Here is a 16,928-nt window from a genome sequence, read left to right as displayed (position 1 = left end):
AGAGCCCCTGGCAGTGCCTGCTCACGACGGATAACCCGAACGGTGCGCCGTTCGTCCGCTACCCCGAGATCATCGCCCTCCTGATGAGCAAGAAATACCGCGACGCCGAGTTCGCGACGGTCCACCCGGATACCGCGGCAAGGGTGCCCCTCCCGGCGATCGAGCGGGAACTGGACTGGTACGAGATCGCGGTGATGACCCGGGCCGGCCAGGCGAAGGCGCTCGGGATCCAGGAGATCGGGAAAGGCCATCTCGGGCCGGGCGCGTATGCGGATGTTGCCGTCTACCCGATCCGGATTGACGAGGTCGACCCGTCGGTGGATCATCAGAAGGTGATCGAGGCGTTCGGTCAGACCGAGTACACGATCAAGCGGGGCAGGGTCGTCGCCCGGAGGGGCGAGTGCCTGATCGATGGGAGCAACGCCACGTTCTGGGTCAAGCCGAAGGTCTCCGAGGCTTACGATATGGGCAAAGACCCGGACTTCATCGAGAAGTTCGACCGCTATTACACGGTCAGGATGAGAAATTACCCGGTGCAGGAGGAGTACCTGAACCGGAACCGGTGCATCGAGACGGAGGCGGAGATATGAAGGTCACGCTTGCGATGAAACCTACCGCGAGGTCGTTCATCCCGATCGAGGCGGAGTCGATCGTCCCGAAGAATTTCCTTGCCGGCACCGATCTCGTCGTCTGGCGGGGGAACCGGGAACTCAGGCTCGACGAGGTCTTCACGGTCACCGTGGAGGGCCATGCCGATCGCTCAGAAAACGTCGAGGTCGTCCTCTCGGGCGATGACACGTTCCGCTTAAAACGGGTCGGGGAGTACATGGAGGCCGGGAAGATCACGGTCCTCGGCAATATCGGGATGCACTGCGGCAACTTCATGACCGGCGGGGAGATCGAGGTCCGCGGCAACGCCGACGGCTGGCTCGGGAGGGAGATGGGGGGCGGAACCATCATCTGCCGGGGCGATGCCGCAGACTACTGCGCGTCGGGATACCGGGGCGGCAGGAAGGGGATGACCGGCGGCACCGTGGAGGTCTTCGGCCGCGCCGGGGATTTCGTGGCGGAACACATCGCCGGCGGCACGGTGATCATCCACGGCAGTGCCGGGGATATGCCCGGGGCGGAGATGCACGGGGGAACGCTCACGGTGCACGGGGACTGCAGCCGCCCGGCAGCGAACATGAAAGGGGGCTCCTGTTACGTCTTCGGCACCGCGCAGGGGATGCTTCCCACGTTTCGGAAGATCGGAACGGTCCAGCACGAGGGGCGCACGCTAATCCGGTTTGTCGGGGATGTTGCGAACCGCGGAAAAGGAAATCTTTTTGTGAGAGACTACGTATATCTGGATTGATGGTCAGACACGAGTGCGGGTTCGAGGCCCCGATTCATTGTAAGAGGTGCGGGAGACCGCTATCCAGCAAAGAGCGTACGGGCCTGTTCTGCCCGCACTGCGGAAGGAGAGTGAGCATGCTCTGTCCCGGCTGCGGGCGCCTCTGGTGATCAGACCCGGTCCTTCACCCACTCGGTGTACCGGGCCCGCAGCCGCTGGAGGTCCTGCTCCGTCAGGTCTTTTTTCCGGGTCCGGTCCAGGTACGACTCCAGCTGCTCGACCACCCGTTCTGCGTCCAGAAAATCATCGACATCCAGGTAGACCGGCGCACGTCCGACGTTGATCGCTTCGCCGCACATCGGACAGAGCCTCCAGCGCTGGTAGCGGTCCACGTAGGTGAAGGTCTTGCAGCCCGGACAGCGGATGACGAGGTACATTCTTAAAGGGAATGTGCCGGCGGGTGGATTTATAGTTATCCATCCGGTCTCCTTTTATGATTCGGGGTGGGGCGGTGGGAGGGGCGTGCCCCCATTCTCTCCATCTCCCTCACCTCTCTTGAGCCCCCCGCGGTGCGAGGTCTTTCACCGCCGGCCCGTGGATCACCCTCCCGTCTGCGTCGTAGCGGGAGCCGTGGCAGGGGCAGTCCCAGGTCTCTTCGGCGCTGTTCCATGCGACGACGCATCCCAGGTGCGTGCAGGTGGGGTTGACCGCGTGGACCCGCTCCTCCCGGTCCCGGAAGACCCCGGCTTTTTCCCCCTCGATCATCAGGATCTTCCCTTCCCCGGGCCGGACGTCCCGGAGGTCCCCGGCCGGCCGGGATATCGCCCCGCCGATGTACTTCTCGGCCACCCCGATGTTGTGGACGAGGAATCGCCGGACAGATGCCGCGGGCTTGAACCGATCAGGGGCGTAGACCTCTGCCCAGGGGCTCGTGCGATCCTGGATCATCTCGGTGAGGATCATCGCGGCCGCGGTGCCGTTGGTCATCCCCCACTTCCGGAAACCCGTCGCGATGTAGACGTTCTCGTGGCCGGCGGCGAGCGGGCCGATGTAGGGGACGCCGTCGATGGTGATGTAGTCCTGCGCCGACCAGCGGTAGTCGACGGAGATGGCCGGGTAGACCGACCGGGCGTAGGCCTCGAGGGCCCGGTAGTGCTCCCTGGTGTCCACGTTCTCGCCGGTCCGGTGCTCCATGCCGCCGACGAGCACCAGTTCGCCCCCTTCGGCGGGCTGTGAACGCCAGGAGTGGGCGGGGCCTTCGGCGTTGATGAAGATGCCGTCCGGGAACGGCTCGCCGGTCCGGATGCCGAGGACGTAAGAGCGCGAGGGCTCCATCCTTGCGTAGTAGAACCCGGGGCCGTCGTAGAAGGGGTAGTGGGTTGCAAGGACCGCCGCCCGGGACGTGACGACCCCGTGCTCCGTCCGGACAGCGCACCTGCCTCCGCCGTCCTGCACCTCAAGCGCCCGGGTCTTCTCGAAGATGTAACTCCCGTCGCCCGGTATGAAGGAGGCGAGGCGCTGGAGGTATTTCAGCGGGTGGAACTGCGCCTGGTCGACGAACCGGACCGCTCCGTAGGTCCGCCCGGGGAGCCCGATCTCCTCCACAAACGTCGCCGGGATCCCGAGACTCCGTGCCGCGTCCGCCTCGGCCATAACGAGGTCGCGGGAGTCCTCCGACTCCGCGTAGGTGTAGGCCGGTCTCCTGACAAAATTGCAGGGGATGTCGTACTCCCGGACGAACGATGCGATCGTCTCGATCGCCGCCTGGTTCGCGTCGGCATACTGCTTCGCCTGCCCGCCTCCGAACCGGGAGATCAACTTGTGGTATATGAGCCGGTGGAGCGACGTCACCTTCGCCGTCGTGTGGCCGGTCACCCCCCGGTAGACCCTCCCCCCCTCGATCACGGCGACCGTGTAGCCTGCCTGCTTGAGCAGGACGGCGGTGGTGATCCCGGTGATACCGCCGCCCACGACCGCCACGTCGGTCTCCAGGTTCCCTGGCAGGGGGGGATACGACGTCTCGGGGGTGGTCTCCATCCAGTACGACTCGTGTCTGCCCGGCAGGCCATACACCGGACCCGGTCCATGCTCCATAGGTTACGCCTCCGCTTGCCCGCCTGCCCTCCCTCCCTCCCGGCGGGTGCCGGGAAGGGGCGGCGGGCGGTCACCATTATGCCGGGGACATATATAGGTGTGCCACGCCTGCTCCCGATCTCACTTCCGCACGACCTTCTTCCCTTTCAGGTCTCTCACCGTCGGGCTCCCGATCACCCTCCCGCCGGCAGCGTAACGCGAACCGTGGCAGGGGCAGTCCCAGGTCTCCTCTGCGTTGTTCCAGGCGACGGTGCAGCCCATATGCATGCAGGTCGGGTCCAGCGTGCGGATCCCGCCGCCCCCGTCCCGGACGACCGCGACCTTCTGCCCGCCCGCCTCGACGACCTTCCCCTCGCCGGGTGGTATCGCCGCGACCTCCCGGTCAAACCGGGCGGCATCGACCTCGATCGTCTCCCCGGCGGCCGCGAGTCTCTTCCGGACCCGGTCGGGAAACTCCGGCTGCTCCCGGAACCGGGAGGGGTCGAAGACCTCCGTCCAGGGGTTCGTGCGGCCCTGGATCATATCGGTGAGGATCATCGCTGCCGCGGTGCCGGTGGCCATCCCCCACTTCCCGAATCCCGTCGCGACATAGATGCGGTCGTGGCCTTCGGCAAGCGGGCCGATATAGGGCACACGGTCGAGGGTGATGTAGTCCTGTGCCGACCAGTGGTAGTCGACGGCCCTGACCGGGTAGACCGACCGGGCGTAGGCCTCGAGGGCGCGGTAATGCGCCCGGGTATCGGTCACCGCCCCGGTGTCGTGCGCCGCCCCGGTGACGATGACGAGGTCGCCGTCGCCGGCGGGCTGCGACCGCCAGGAGTGGACGGGTCCCGCGGCGTTGATGAAGATCCCGTTCGGGAACGGCTCATCGATCCGGATCCCGAGCGCATACGACCTCGACGGATGCATCCGGGCGAAATATGCGCCGGGCCGGTCATAGATGGGGTACTGCGTGGCGAGAACCGCGTGGTCGGAGGAGAGCGAGCCCCGGTCGGTCTTCACCGCAACACCGCTCTCCCGCTCCTCGATATCGAGGGCTCTCGTCATCTCAAAGACGTAACTTCCCTCCCCCGGGAGGTGCCCGGCGAGGAGCAGGAGGTAGTTACGCGGGTGGAACTGCGCCTGGTCCTCGAGGACCACCGCCCCGTGCATCCTGCCCGGGAGCGGGACCTCCTCCGTGAAGACCGCCGAAAGACCGAGGCTCTTTGCCGCATCCGCCTCGGCGATAACGAGTTCGCGGGAATCCGCCGACTCCGCGTAGGTATAGGCGGGTTTCCGCTCGAAACTGCACGGGATGTTGTACTCCCGGACGAGGGCCGCGATCGTCTCGATCGCCGCCTGGTTCGCAGCGGCATACTGCCGGGCCTTCACGCTCCCGAACCGGTCGATCAGGTCGGCGTAGACGAGCCGGTGGAGCGCCGTGATCTTCGCCGTCGTATTGCCGGTGGCGCCCGTGGCGATCCGGTAGGCGTCGATGAGGGCGACCGTCAGCCCCGCCTTCTTCAGGAGGAAGGCCGTGGTGATGCCTGCGATCCCGCCCCCGATCACCGTGACGTCCACGCGCCCGTCCCCGTCGAGCGGCGGAAACCCCGTCTCCGGCGAGGTGGCCATCCAGTACGACTCCGCCTTTCCCGGCAGAGTACCATCCCGTTCCGGTGCCTCTTCCATGCTTCTTCCTCTCTTCGCTGGTGGGTGCCGCGGCACCTATATATCGGTTATGCAGGATCGGCAGGGGGACCGTCATCTGCCGGGACCCACCGGTATGCATAAGAGCAAACGCTTCGATGCAGGAGCGATCGGGATGAGCGTGATTCACACAATCGGGGACTACGAACGGTATGTCGGAAAAGAGGTTGTACGCCGCATCGAGGCGAAGGCACGGCCGCTCCACGACATGCACGTCCTGCACATGAACTCCACCTACTACGGCGGCGGGGTATCCCAGATCCTGTCATCCCTGACCCTCCTGACAAACAGCCTCGGCATAGAGACCGGGTGGCGCGTCGTCCACGGCCCGCCGGACTACTTCAGCGTGACGAAGAAGTTTCATAACGCCCTCCAGGGAGGCGAGATCAACCTGACCGACCGGAAGAAGGAGATCTACGAGAACGTCATCCACGAGAACGCCGTGAGGAACCACATCGACCACGACATGGTCTTCGTCCACGACCCGCAACCGCTCCCGCTGATCACCCATTACCGGAAGAAATGTCCCTGGGTATGGCGCTGCCACCTCGACCTCACCACGCCGAACCGGGAGGTCTGGAACTACCTCCTCCCGTTCATCGAGAGGTACGACGCCGTCGTCCTCTCCTGCGGAGAGTACCGGCAGGACCTCACGAGACCGCAGGTCTTCTTCACGCCCGGCATCGACCCCTTCTCGATCGTGAACCGGGACCTCCCCGAGAGCGCCGTCGACGAACGTCTCGCGCACTACGGCATCCCGACCGACCTCCCCCTGGTGGTGCAGGTCTCCCGGTTCGACCACTGGAAGGACCCCGTGGGGGTCATCCGGGCATTCGAGAAGGCAAGGAGGAAGGAAGAGTGCACCCTGGTCCTCGTCGGGAACGTGGCGACCGACGACCCCGAAGGCGCCGAGGTCTACCGGTCGCTCCTCGCCCACAGAAACGAGCGGGTCATCGTGCTGAGCGTCCAGGACGGGGCGCTGGTGAACGCGCTCCAGCGGCGGGCGGCGGTCGTCATGCAGAAGTCCCTCCGGGAAGGGTTCGGACTGACGGTCTCGGAGGCGATGTGGAAGGGTGCGGTGGTGATCGGCGGAGACGTCGGCGGGATCCGCTACCAGATCCAGGACGGGGTGAACGGGTTCCTGGTCTCCTCCGTCGACGAGGCGGCGGAGAGGATCGTCCGGCTGCTCCGCGACCCCGACCTCGCAGAACGGCTCGGGCGCGCGGCGCGCGAGCGGGTGCGGGAGTGCTTCCTCTTCACCCGCACCGTCGAGCAGTACCTCGACCTGATCGCCTCGTTCGAGCCGGAGTTCCGGTTGAGGGAAGGTGTGGGGTTGTGGTGCGGGTGAGCGGTGGGCGGTGGGGGACTTTTGAGGCGAGCCATCTGGTGTGAGGAGACAGGGGAGGGGGGCACGGTCCACTGCGTGGGGAGATCCCACCTTTGGTGCTCATGCCCGTGCCTCCCCGTCCGTCGCGCCCGAAATCACGAGTAATCCCCACAATCCGTCGGAGCCCTCTGCGTGAAAATCCGAGCATTTTTCTGCATGCGGAGACGACCACTGATCCGTGAGTTCCATGGCTATCCAGGTAATCGGTGTTCAGGGCCTCCCCCTGATCCAGAACGGTGACGACCTGCCCGCCCTGATCTGCGATCGGGTCGCGTTCGAAGACGGGGATATCCTCGCCGTCGCCTCGTCCGTCTACTCGAAGGCAAAGGGCTTCACCCTTGATCTCGCTGCCATCACCCCCGGCGCGGACGCCGTGCGGATCGCGGCAAAGACAAAGGAAGATCCCCGCTTCGTGCAGGCGGTCCTGGACTCGTCCACCGATATTCTGCTCGAATACCCGTTCATCCTCTCGGAACTGCCTTCCGGCCACATCGGCGTGCGGGCCGGCGTCGACCACAGCAATATCGAAGACGGCCGGATCATCATTCTCCCGCCCGACCCCATGGAGGCCGCCGCCGAGGTCCGGAGCGCGATCTGCCGCATCACCGGAAAGGACGTCCGGGTGCTCATCACCGATACCTGCGGCAGGTCGTTTCGGCGCGGCCAGACCGGCACCGCCATCGGGTGGGCGGGGATGACGGCGATTGACGACTACCGGGGCGACACCGATCTCTTCGGCCATGTCCTCGCGATCACCGAAGAAGCGGCGGTCGACGAGATCGCAGCCTTCGCCAACTTCGTCATGGGCGAGAGCCACCAGGGTGTCCCCGCCGTGGTCTTCCGGAACTGCCGGACCTGGAACGGGCACGACCAGGTCTACTTTACGCCGGAGCAGGACGTCATCAGGGCTGGTCTCGTGGCCCTGAAGCGGGACAAAAAGGATTAGAAGAGAGCGTTGAGGATAAAGACTGCCCCTCCGGTCACGATGGTTACAACGATCACGATCTTCGGGTCGATGTGGATGGCCCGGTGATCTTCGCTGTCGTAGTAGTTGACCAGGCCGGCAGAGGATACCAGTCTTCCGCCAGATTTTTTCGCCATACTCAAATATTCTCCCTTGCAATATATAAAACAAAGGTCACAGGATGCAGGAGAGATCATACGTCGTCACCGGCCGCACACTCCTCGGCGAAGACCTCCGGGAAGAAGACGTCACCATCACGGTCTCCGGGGGTATCATCACCGCGATAGAGCCCTCTTTTGGGACGCCGGACCGGTGGATCGTGCCCGCCTTCTTCAACGCCCATACCCATCTCGGCGACACAGTCGCGATGGACCTCCCCGCCCGGGGCAGCCTCGCCGAACTCGTCAAACCGCCGAACGGGTTGAAGCACCGGATCCTCGCGGCAACCCCGCGGGCCGACCTCGTCCGGGGGATGCGGTCGAGCATCATGGCGATGATCGCGACCGGGACGACCGGGTTTGCCGACTTCCGGGAAGGGGGGGCCGACGGTGTTGCGGCGCTTCGCGAGGCGGCGGCCGGTCTCGGCTGCCGGCCCGTCATCCTCGGCCGCGAAGGCGGCGAGAAGGTCAGCGACGGGGCGGGCATCAGCAGCGTCCACGACGTCGCGAACGCCGAAGAGATCGTCAGGGAGGCGCGAGCCGCGGGGAGGCTCGTCGCCTTCCACGCCGGGGAGAAGAACCCTGACGATATCGACGAGGCGCTCGCGTTCGAGCCCGACCTGCTCGTCCACTGCACCCACGCGACCGATGCACACCTCAGGCGGATCGTCGATAGGGGAATTCCCATCGTCGTCTGCCCGAGGTCGAACTGGCTGCTCGGGGTTGCGGCCTCGGCGGCCCATCCGCCGATAGCGCGGATCCTCGAACTCGGCGGCCGGTTCCTCCTCGGGACGGACAACGTGATGTTCGTTCAGCCCGACCTTGCCCGGGAGATGGCATTTACTGCAACGATCTACCGCGCGCCCCACGACGAGGTCCTGCGTGCCGCGATCGCCGGGGCCCGGCTCGCCGGGAGGTCAGGATACCTTGAGGAGGGGCAGGAAGCGCATTTTCTTGTCATAAATCCTGCAAAATCCAACCTCACCTTCAGCAAAGATGTCCGGGCAACCATTGTAAAACGGCTGGATTCTTCATCTATCTGCCAAACAGTTTTAACCCTGCAATAGATACCAGATAAGAAGTATCTGTTCTGCGTGGTGTGTATGTTCCGTACGATACTTGTTGCTATAGATGGCTCCGAACCTGCCAACCGGGCTTTGGAAGAGGCTATCGGTGAGGCCAGCGTCTGGAAGGCCAAAGTTCATGTCGTTTATGTCGTTGAATCCGGGCTCTTTTCATCCCTTCCTATGGACAACACACTCGAAATAATATATAGTGTTTTGCAGAAGGAAGGCGAGGAAATTCTGGAAGGGGCTCGTAAGAAAGCAGATGCGGCGGGCGTCCCGATCACGACGCATCTCCGGCAGGGGCACGCGGGATCCCAGATCGTCGCCCTCGCCAAAGAACTGGGAGTTGATCTCATCGTCCTCGGGTCCTACGGAAAGAGCGGTGTCGACCGCCTCCTGCTCGGCAGCGTGACCGACTACGTGGTGCAAAACAGCCCCATCACGACCACGGTGGTGAGATCATAACCTCTTCAGGGCGGATGCTCGTCCGGGACTTCATGGTGACCGACGTCGTCTGCGTCGAGATTCCCGGAAACCGGGATGACGTCCTGCGGATCCTGAAGCGCACGGGTATCAGCGGCGTCCCGGTCCTCAAAGACGGCGAGCTCGTCGGCATCATCACCCGTAAGGACCTCCTCCGGAAAGCGGACGAGACCCAGCTCGGGCTCCTGATGACGCCGGACCCGGTCGTCATCAGGCCGGACGCTCCCATTGCGGAGGCGGCCCAGCTGATGGTGCGGCATAACATCAGGAGGCTCCCGGTCGTAGAGGGCGGGTCGATGATCGGGCTCATCAGCGTGGCCGACCTCATCGGGGCCATCGCACAGATGCGCCTCACCCTGCCGATCAAGGATACCTACGTCAGCAAGACCTATGCCCTCTGGGAGGACACACCCCTTTCACTTGTGGGGAGGGTCCTCGAGATATCGGGCTATGACGCCATCCCCATCCTGATGGAGGACGGGACGCTGACCGGCATCATATCGGAGCGGGACCTCATCAGGCATTCCCGCATCGAGGACGGCGTCGAGGTCAGCGACTTCTCGAACGGTACCGACGACGACGAGTGGACCTGGGAGAGCATTCGGGACATGCACACCATCAGCTACGGCATCTCCAGGATCCAGCTCCTTCCGATCCCCGTAAAGAACGCGATGGTCAAGAACGTTCTCGCCGTTCCCTTGAACGCGGAGGTCGGCGAGTGCGCCTTGAAGATGCGGCGAGCCCGGGTCGACCAGCTCCCGGTGGTCAACGGGAACAAGCGACTCGTCGCCATGCTCTTTGACCGGGAACTGATCAAAGTCCTGCTGCCCGACCAGCAGGGCTTGCGAAAGAATTAAGGGTCTCTATCCACAAAATATATGGATGCCTATCATGTCGTACCAGAATCCGGTACGACGATAAATTTATGTTTTAGAGTATCACTATACGCTTAACCGCTTTTGAGAGAGGTAAAGCGTTTTAGAGATTTTAGGGGTGCTTCAATGGTTGATATTTCCCAACAGATTATGACAGGTACAACCACGGTAGGGCTGGTCTTCGACGGCGGCGTGGTTCTTGCGACGGAGATGCGGGCGACGATGGGGAACATGATCGCGAGCAAGCGTGCCAAGAAGATCTACCAGATCACGCCGAGGATCGGTCTCACCACCGCCGGCGGCGTTGGTGACGCGCAGCAGCTGGTCCGGATCCTGCAGGTCGAGTGCAACCTCTTTGAGATGCGCCGCGGCAAGACGATGTCTGTGGGCGCCGCGTCGACCCTGCTCTCGAATTACCTGAACCAGAACCGCTACTATCCGTACTACGTCCAGCTCCTGATGGGCGGGTTCGACGACGAGGGGCCGAGCGTATACTCCGTCGACGCCATGGGCGGGGCGACCAAGGAGGAGGATATCGTCGCCACCGGCTCGGGGTCTCCCTTCGCCTACGGTGTGCTCGAAGACCAGTACCGCCCGGACCTGAAGGAGGACGAGGCAAAAGATCTCGCCATCCGTGCAGTCCGGTCGGCGATGCGTCGTGACTCGGCATCCGGGGAGGATATCATGGTGGTCGTAATAACGAAGGACAAATACGAAGAACAGATAGCGAGCGGGCTGCAGAGGCCATCTGTGGCCCGACCGACACCCTGACATTTTTTAGGACGATTTTAATGGTTATTGAAGAGAAACTGCGGGAGTTTAAGGAGCAGATCGAGAAGATCGTTCCCAGCGGAATTACGATCTCAAATGTCGAGTTCGAAGGACCCGAACTTGTCATCTATACCGACGATCCGAAGCAGTTCGCCGACCAGGCGGACCTGATACGAGTACTGGCGCGTGACCTGCGTAAGCGCATCGTCGTGCGCCCGAACATCCTTGAGGACCCGGAACGGGCGGCCCAGGAGATCCGGGCCGTTGTGTCTGAGAGCGCGGGGATATCCGAGTTCTTCTTCGACCCGGAGACGGGCGAGGTCCTGATCGAGGCTGAGAAGCCCGGCGTGGTCATCGGGAAGAACGGCATAACGCTGCGGGAGATCACCAAACAGATCGGCTGGACGCCGAAAGTAGTCCGGACACCGCCCATCGAGAGCACGACGGTCAAGCAGATCCGCACGTACCTCCGGTCGGTGAAGGACGAACGGAAGGCGTTCCTGCGGACGATCGGTCGCCGTATCCACCGGGAGGTCACGAGCAAAGATCAGTGGCTGCGGGTTACAACGCTCGGCTGCTGCCGGGAGGTCGGTCGTGCTGCGTTCCTCGTCTCGACACCGGAGAGCAAGATCCTGGTGGATTGCGGGGAAAAGCCGGGCAGCACTGCGAACGGGACGCCCTACCTCTACGTCCCCGAGATCTATCCGCTCGACTCGCTCGACGCGGTGGTCCTCACCCACGCGCACCTCGACCACTGCGCTCTCGTCCCCCTCCTCTTCAAGTACGGTTACCAGGGGCCGGTCTACTCGACTCCGCCGACGAGGGACCTCTCGACGATGCTCCAGCTCGATTACCTGGACGTCGTCCGGAAGGAGACGGACAAGATCCCATACACCTCAAACGAAGTGCGGACCTACATGAAGCACTCCATCACCCTCAACTACGGCAGCGTGACCGATATCGCTCCCGACGTCAAACTCACCTTCCATAACGCGGGGCATATTCTCGGGTCGGCTATCGCGCACTTCCATATCGGCGAGGGGCTCTACAACATTGCGTTCACCGGGGACTTCAACTACCAGAAGACGAGGCTCTTCTCCCCTGCGGTCTCGTCCTTCCCCCGTCTTGAGGCGCTCTTTATGGAGAGCACCTACGGCGGGGCGAACGATATCCAGCCCCAGCGGAAAGACGCCGAGGATAAACTCTACGAGACGGTCTCGGCGACGATCAAGCGCGGCGGCAAGGTGATCATCCCCGCGTTCGCCGTAGGACGGTCGCAGGAGGTCATGCTCGCCCTCGAGGAGGGTATCCGGAAGCAGAAGATACCGCCGGTGAAGATCTACCTCGACGGCATGATCAAGGAAGCGACGGCGATCCACACGACCTACCCGGAGTATCTCAACAGCGATCTCAGGAACCAGATCTTCCGCGAGGGGTTGAACCCCTTCCTCTCCGAGGCCTTCGTTCAGGTGGACTCGCCGGCCATCCGCGAGAAGGTGATAACGGGCGATCCCTGCGTCATCATCACCACGAGCGGTATGTTGAACGGCGGGCCGGTGATGGAGTATCTCAAGGCCCTCGGCCCCGACGAACGCAACGCGCTCGTCTTCGTCGGCTACCAGGCGGAGGGGACGCTTGGGCGGCGTATCCAGAAAGGGTGGCGCGAGATCCCGCTCGGGTGGCGCGAGACGATCGTGATCAACCTCGAGATCGCGACGAGCGATGGGTTCTCCGGTCATTCGGACCGGAAGCAGCTGATGAACTACGTCGCCCACCTCCAGCCGCGCCCGGAGAAGATCTTCACCATCCACGGCGACGAGAACAAGACCCTCGACCTTGCAAGTTCCATCTACAAGCGGCACCGCATCGAGACGCATTCTCCCATGAACCTCGAGACCTATCGCATGCTCTAGAATGGTGCGGAACTTCCCCATCCTTCTCGGGATATTCGTGGTGATGGCGTTATCAAACGCTGTCGTCCCGGTGCTTCCCGATTTTGCCGAAGGGACGGCAATGCAGGGCACGGTCTACGCCGCATACTTTTTGGGCGCGTTTGTTGCGGTGCTGCCGGCAGGGATGGCAAGCGACCGGATAGGCAGCGTGCCGCTCATCCGTGCCGGGCTTCTCCTGACTCTCGCGAGCGGTGTCCTCATCCTGCTCTTCCCTTCAGGCCTGCCGCTCCTCGTCTTCCGGGTGGCCGAAGGGCTCGGTGCCGGGCTCTTCCTCTCGGCGGCGCTTGCGTGGGCGAACTCCCAACCGTCGGCCGGGCAGCTCAGCGGGTACGTGATGGCGTCCCTGAATCTCGGTCTGGTCGTGGGGCTCCTCGCGACGGGCTGGCTCGATGCCGCCCTCGACAGTCATCTTGCCGGGATCGCCCTCTTTACGGTGCTTGCCGTCCCCGTGGTCGGGATGGGGTTCACAGTCCGGGAGAGCGAGCGCGTGGGTTTTGCGAGAGCGAACCTCCCCGGGATCGTCCGGAACTACTTCTGGCTCTTTGTCGCAGCAGTCGTCCTGGTGGGGATGACCGGAGCGGTGGCGGCCGTCTACCCGGAGTACACCGGGAACGACCCGTCGGTGCTCGCCCTGCAGCTCGCGACGATCAACATCGCGAGCGTCGTCGCCGTGCTCGTCGCCCCCCGGATCAACTTCCGTCCCGTCCCGACCATCCGGGTCTCCTCGATCCTGATGGCGGGAGCGGTCGTGGCGGGCTATTTTACCCCCTATGCCTTTCCCGCCATCGGGGCTCTTTCCGGGGTGATCATCGTCGCGATTCTTGCGTTCCTAGCGGAGACGAGGGTCCAGCAGGGCGTGATGACCGGGCTCTTCAACACCGCATCCTACGCCGGGTTCACGTTCCTCTCCGCCCTTGCGGGGTTTGCCGCCGGGATGTTCGGATTCCTGGCCGCGTTTCTCCTGCTTGCCGGGATGGCGGCGGCGGTGGCCATTCCTATCGGTAGGTGCCGGTGCGAGCACACCGGGTGACCGAGCGCATATTACCACCTTCGCCCATAGGATCATCCATGAAGATGCTGATCAACGGCGAGTGGCGCGACTCGGTCGCCGGGAAGGTCTTTGCCGTGGAGAACCCCGCCACGGGAGAAGTGATCGAGGAGGCGCCGCTTGGCGGCGAAGAGGACGTTCGATTGGCTGTAGAGGCCGCCGGGGAGGCGTTTGCGGACTGGTCCGCGAAGAGCCAGAGGGACCGGGCGAAAGTTCTCTTCTTCGCGGCAGTTGAGGTGCGCCGCAGGAACACCGATCTCGCGGCGCTCCTGACCACCGAGCAGGGGAAGCCCATCCGTGAAGCGGTCGACGAGATCAACGGGTTTGCCAACATCCTCGAGTACTACCATGCCCTCTCGGCGGGGGAGCGGGGAGAGTTCCAGAACCTTAAGGGCTACGGGCGGATGATCGTCCGGCGGCGCCCGCTCGGGATCTGCGGCGCGATCATCCCCTGGAACATGCCGGCGATCATCATGGGCTGGAAGATCGGCCCGGCCCTCGTGGCGGGGAACACGGTGGTCTTGAAGCCCGCCCGGACCGCCCCGCTGACCTGCACGAAACTCGCGGAGATCCTCGGGGGCGCAGGACTTCCGCCCGGCGTCTTAAACGTCGTCACCGGACCGGGGGAGACGGTCGGCCGGGAGATCGCGAGGAACCCGTCCATCCGGAAGGTCTCGTTCACCGGGGAGGTCGAGACCGGGAAGCAGGTCGCCCTGGATGCTGCCCCGGCCTTAAAGCGGCTTACGCTGGAACTCGGGGGGAGCGACCCCATGATCGTCGCGGGCGACGCCGATATCGGGAAGGCGGTCGAGGGGGCCGTCCGCGGACGGTTCTACAACTGCGGACAGGTCTGCACGGCGGTGAAAAGGCTTTACGTCGACGAGTCGATCGCGGACGAGTTCGTCCGGCGCCTGACGGCACGGGTCGAGGCGATCGTGGTCGGGAACGGCATGGACCGCGGCGTCGGGATGGGGCCGCTGAACAACCGGGCGGGGTTTGACCGGGTCGTCGGCCTGGTGGATGCCGTCCGGGAACGGGCCGAGGGAGAGATCGTCGCGGGCGGGCGGGCTCCTTTTGGGGAGCAGTACGACCGCGGCCTCTTCTTCCTGCCGACGCTCGTCGCCGGTGTGCCGCACGACTCCCCGCTCTTTGCAGAGGAGGTCTTCGGCCCGGTGCTGCCGGTCGCGACCGTCTCGGGCATCGATGAGGCGCTCGATCTCGCAAACAACAGTCGTTACGGCCTCGGGGCGTCGGTATGGACCCGGAGTGCGGATGTGATCGCCCGGGCGACGGAGGAACTCGAGGCGGGGATCGTCTGGGTCAACCAGCACCTGAAGATCCCCCCGGAGGTGCCGTTTGGGGGGACGAAGGAGAGCGGTTTCGGCAGGGAGAACGGCAGCCGGGCGCTGGAGGAGTACATGGAGGAGCAGGCGGTCCTCGTACGGCTGTAGGCCCAAAAACCCCAACTCGATAACTATAACAAAACTTTTATAATCTGTGGGGTATCTCCCCCCTCTCCCCAGGGGGGAATGGTAGTATGAGACAATGGACAGTTCTATGCGCATGCATCCTCGTTCTTCTGACGATGCCGTTTGCTGTGACGGCGGCGGTGGTGGGAGACGAGAATGCAACGCCGACAACCGGGAGTGATACCGGGCAGATGGGTAATCAGACAGCGGATATGACGATCGCCGCCTACATCGGCCAGGACCAGAACCTGACAAGACTGGCTGAAGCGGTCAGTGCGGCCGAGCTCTTCGACACCCTCAACTCCGGAGGACCCTACACGCTCTTTGCTCCGAGCAATGATGCGTTCAACGCGCTCGGCAACGAAACCGTGGGGCAACTCTTCAACGAGACCGACAACCTGACCACGGTTCTCCAGTACCATGTCGTCGAAGGGGAGTACACCTCGGCGGACCTGATGAGTATGGCAGGGAACCAGACCGGGAACCAGACCGGGGATCAGGCCGGAAACGAGTCTGAGGGCGGCATCCTCGATATCTTCAGCGGTCTTCTTGGTATGGGGAACGAGACTGAGAACGCGACGACGCTCACGACGCTCGCCGGCGAGGACCTGAACGTCACCGTCGTCGACGGTGAGGTCATGGTCGGGAACGCGACCGTCACCATGGCGGACATCAACACGACGAACGGTGTAATCCACGTCATCGACCAGGTGCTGGTGCCTGCAAGCGTGAACCTGACGACGGAGAACCAGACCGGGATGCAGGCTACGACGCCGACCGAGACGGTGGCCACCACGACACCGGCCGGGACAGAGGCCGTGGCGAACCAGACCATGCTGATAGGCAGCGTGCAGTGAGGTGATGTAACCGGGGCGGAGGCGGTGAGCACCGATACCGGCCCCTCGGAACCGTCCGGACGGCTATCGGGCCTGATCCGGACCGTAACACTCTTTTCGTCTTTTCCTGGAGAGGGGGCCATGGGCGTTTTACCGGTTTCTTCCGCCGGAGAGGGGGACCGGTCTGGTCTTTCCCTTGAGGAGGATCTACTCGCACTATGATGGATGTGGAGAGATCTGGTCGTTATTCGCCCTGTTTGAGATCCCCGGATTATTATCACAATATTTTTATATAACGTTGAATATTCTCTTGCCCGCAAGGGGGGATATGTATGAAACAACATTTACTGCTCGGTTTCTGCCTCGTTCTTCTCCTGTCACTCACTGCCGCAACTACGGCAGTCCTGATTGGAGGAGGGCCTGTCGAACTGAGCCCTGATGAGTCTGTGAACATTACGCCTGTGAACAGTACCGAATCGTATGAGGTACCACAAACGACCGTGCTTGGAGCACTTGATGAGGCCTCGATTCTTGGAGCGTTTGAGTACCAGGTTGCCGAAGACCTGCCTCCGGAAGAGGGGAATCTCAGCATTCTATCGATTGCAGGGATTGAGAACGAGATCGTGAATGGGACTCCGAACAACTGGACGTTCTGGATGAACGATGAGGCGGGCACGACAGGACCCGCGGTGACGAACGTGACCGACGGGGACAATCTAACCTTCTCCTATGGGCCTCCGGATCACACCCTGGAGGACGCCCTGTATACGCTTACAGTGAACGTGACCGTCACCGGGAACGT

Annotated in this window: 17 protein-coding genes; 13 read left to right on the top strand and 4 right to left on the bottom strand. The window is 63.3% G+C overall.

Annotated elements, in window-relative coordinates; all coding sequences use genetic code 11:
- A partial coding sequence (locus tag PLN84_RS10205) for an amidohydrolase family protein (protein ID WP_348532052.1) occupies positions 1-590 on the top strand: 590 nt, incomplete at its 5' end.
- Positions 587-1,357: a formylmethanofuran dehydrogenase subunit C gene (locus PLN84_RS10200; RefSeq protein ID WP_292384414.1), complete on the top strand. Its 771-nt coding sequence runs from the start codon at positions 587-589 to the stop codon at positions 1,355-1,357. The genes PLN84_RS10205 and PLN84_RS10200, both read left to right, overlap by 4 nt.
- A 149-nt stretch (positions 1,358-1,506) precedes the next feature.
- On the opposite strand, the gene PLN84_RS10195 is transcribed toward PLN84_RS10200, so the two are convergent.
- The 3 genes from PLN84_RS10195 to PLN84_RS10185 all read right to left on the bottom strand — a co-directional run bounded on the left by PLN84_RS10195 (position 1,507) and on the right by PLN84_RS10185 (position 5,098).
- Entirely contained in the window at positions 1,507-1,773 is a 267-nt protein-coding gene (locus PLN84_RS10195; protein WP_292384415.1) for a DUF1922 domain-containing protein, read from the bottom strand.
- Positions 1,774-1,882: 109 nt separating this feature from the next.
- A complete protein-coding gene (locus PLN84_RS10190) occupies positions 1,883-3,430 on the bottom strand; it encodes an FAD-dependent oxidoreductase (protein ID WP_292384416.1) in 1,548 nt (515 codons plus the stop codon).
- A 120-nt stretch (positions 3,431-3,550) separates the two neighbouring features.
- Positions 3,551-5,098: an FAD-dependent oxidoreductase gene (locus PLN84_RS10185; RefSeq protein WP_292384417.1), complete on the bottom strand. Its 1,548-nt coding sequence runs from the start codon at positions 5,096-5,098 to the stop codon at positions 3,551-3,553.
- 94 nt (positions 5,099-5,192) lie between these two features.
- Between PLN84_RS10185 and PLN84_RS10180 the strand changes: the two genes are divergently transcribed.
- Both PLN84_RS10180 and PLN84_RS10175 read left to right on the top strand, forming a co-directional pair.
- On the top strand, positions 5,193-6,464 hold the full coding sequence (locus PLN84_RS10180; protein WP_292384418.1) for a glycosyltransferase: 1,272 nt from the start codon (positions 5,193-5,195) through the stop codon (positions 6,462-6,464).
- A 226-nt stretch (positions 6,465-6,690) separates the two neighbouring features.
- The gene (locus tag PLN84_RS10175) at positions 6,691-7,449 is read left to right on the top strand and encodes a coenzyme F420-0:L-glutamate ligase (protein ID WP_292384420.1); all 759 of its coding nucleotides are present in this window, start codon (positions 6,691-6,693) and stop codon (positions 7,447-7,449) included.
- Here PLN84_RS10175 and PLN84_RS10170 read toward each other — a convergent pair.
- Positions 7,446-7,604, bottom strand: a complete 159-nt coding sequence (locus PLN84_RS10170) for a preprotein translocase subunit Sec61beta (RefSeq protein WP_292384422.1) — start codon at positions 7,602-7,604, stop codon at positions 7,446-7,448. The genes PLN84_RS10175 and PLN84_RS10170 overlap by 4 nt on opposite strands.
- A 44-nt stretch (positions 7,605-7,648) precedes the next feature.
- Between PLN84_RS10170 and PLN84_RS10165 the strand changes: the two genes are divergently transcribed.
- The 9 genes from PLN84_RS10165 to PLN84_RS10125 all read left to right on the top strand — a co-directional run.
- Positions 7,649-8,692 carry an amidohydrolase family protein gene (locus PLN84_RS10165; RefSeq protein ID WP_292384423.1) on the top strand — a complete coding sequence of 348 codons (1,044 nt, stop codon included), beginning with the start codon at positions 7,649-7,651 and terminating at the stop codon, positions 8,690-8,692.
- Between the two features lie 36 nt (positions 8,693-8,728).
- On the top strand, positions 8,729-9,157 hold the full coding sequence (locus tag PLN84_RS10160) for a universal stress protein (protein WP_292384424.1): 429 nt from the start codon (positions 8,729-8,731) through the stop codon (positions 9,155-9,157).
- 14 nt (positions 9,158-9,171) lie between these two features.
- Positions 9,172-10,032, top strand: coding sequence for a CBS domain-containing protein (locus tag PLN84_RS10155; protein WP_292384426.1), 861 nt, complete (start codon positions 9,172-9,174; stop codon positions 10,030-10,032).
- A gap of 144 nt (positions 10,033-10,176) precedes the next feature.
- Positions 10,177-10,821: an archaeal proteasome endopeptidase complex subunit beta gene (gene psmB, locus PLN84_RS10150; RefSeq protein ID WP_292384427.1), complete on the top strand. Its 645-nt coding sequence runs from the start codon at positions 10,177-10,179 to the stop codon at positions 10,819-10,821.
- Between the two features lie 20 nt (positions 10,822-10,841).
- Entirely contained in the window at positions 10,842-12,734 is a 1,893-nt protein-coding gene (locus PLN84_RS10145; RefSeq protein ID WP_292384429.1) for a beta-CASP ribonuclease aCPSF1, read from the top strand.
- Between the two features lies 1 nt (position 12,735).
- Positions 12,736-13,803, top strand: a complete 1,068-nt coding sequence (locus tag PLN84_RS10140; RefSeq protein ID WP_292384430.1) for an MFS transporter — start codon at positions 12,736-12,738, stop codon at positions 13,801-13,803.
- Between the two features lie 38 nt (positions 13,804-13,841).
- Positions 13,842-15,272 (top strand): aldehyde dehydrogenase family protein, encoded by a 1,431-nt coding sequence (locus PLN84_RS10135; protein WP_292384432.1) that lies wholly within the window; start codon positions 13,842-13,844, stop codon positions 15,270-15,272.
- A 134-nt stretch (positions 15,273-15,406) separates the two neighbouring features.
- Positions 15,407-16,147 (top strand): fasciclin domain-containing protein, encoded by a 741-nt coding sequence (locus PLN84_RS10130; protein WP_299953854.1) that lies wholly within the window; start codon positions 15,407-15,409, stop codon positions 16,145-16,147.
- A 311-nt stretch (positions 16,148-16,458) separates the two neighbouring features.
- On the top strand, positions 16,459-16,928 hold a 470-nt coding region (locus tag PLN84_RS10125; RefSeq protein ID WP_299953851.1), incomplete at its 3' end, for a hypothetical protein.

Origin of the sequence: Methanoculleus sp. (assembly GCF_035363275.1) — an archaeon.
Classification (GTDB): domain Archaea; phylum Halobacteriota; class Methanomicrobia; order Methanomicrobiales; family Methanoculleaceae; genus Methanoculleus.
This window is presented reverse-complemented; position numbering and strand designations above follow the sequence as displayed.

Bases quoted from the DNA above. Each gene is read 5' to 3' on its own strand.
- PLN84_RS10200 (WP_292384414.1), top strand. From the start codon at position 587: ATGAAGGTCACGCTTGCGATGAAACCTACCGCGAGGTCGTTCATCCCG.
- PLN84_RS10195 (WP_292384415.1), bottom strand. From the start codon at position 1,773: ATGTACCTCGTCATCCGCTGTCCGGGCTGCAAGACCTTCACCTACGTG.
- PLN84_RS10190 (WP_292384416.1), bottom strand. From the start codon at position 3,430: ATGGAGCATGGACCGGGTCCGGTGTATGGCCTGCCGGGCAGACACGAG.
- PLN84_RS10185 (WP_292384417.1), bottom strand. From the start codon at position 5,098: ATGGAAGAGGCACCGGAACGGGATGGTACTCTGCCGGGAAAGGCGGAG.
- PLN84_RS10180 (WP_292384418.1), top strand. From the start codon at position 5,193: ATGCATAAGAGCAAACGCTTCGATGCAGGAGCGATCGGGATGAGCGTG.
- PLN84_RS10175 (WP_292384420.1), top strand. From the start codon at position 6,691: ATGGCTATCCAGGTAATCGGTGTTCAGGGCCTCCCCCTGATCCAGAAC.
- PLN84_RS10170 (WP_292384422.1), bottom strand. From the start codon at position 7,604: ATGGCGAAAAAATCTGGCGGAAGACTGGTATCCTCTGCCGGCCTGGTC.
- PLN84_RS10165 (WP_292384423.1), top strand. From the start codon at position 7,649: ATGCAGGAGAGATCATACGTCGTCACCGGCCGCACACTCCTCGGCGAA.
- PLN84_RS10160 (WP_292384424.1), top strand. From the start codon at position 8,729: ATGTTCCGTACGATACTTGTTGCTATAGATGGCTCCGAACCTGCCAAC.
- PLN84_RS10155 (WP_292384426.1), top strand. From the start codon at position 9,172: ATGCTCGTCCGGGACTTCATGGTGACCGACGTCGTCTGCGTCGAGATT.
- psmB (WP_292384427.1), top strand. From the start codon at position 10,177: ATGGTTGATATTTCCCAACAGATTATGACAGGTACAACCACGGTAGGG.
- PLN84_RS10145 (WP_292384429.1), top strand. From the start codon at position 10,842: ATGGTTATTGAAGAGAAACTGCGGGAGTTTAAGGAGCAGATCGAGAAG.
- PLN84_RS10140 (WP_292384430.1), top strand. From the start codon at position 12,736: ATGGTGCGGAACTTCCCCATCCTTCTCGGGATATTCGTGGTGATGGCG.
- PLN84_RS10135 (WP_292384432.1), top strand. From the start codon at position 13,842: ATGAAGATGCTGATCAACGGCGAGTGGCGCGACTCGGTCGCCGGGAAG.
- PLN84_RS10130 (WP_299953854.1), top strand. From the start codon at position 15,407: ATGCCGTTTGCTGTGACGGCGGCGGTGGTGGGAGACGAGAATGCAACG.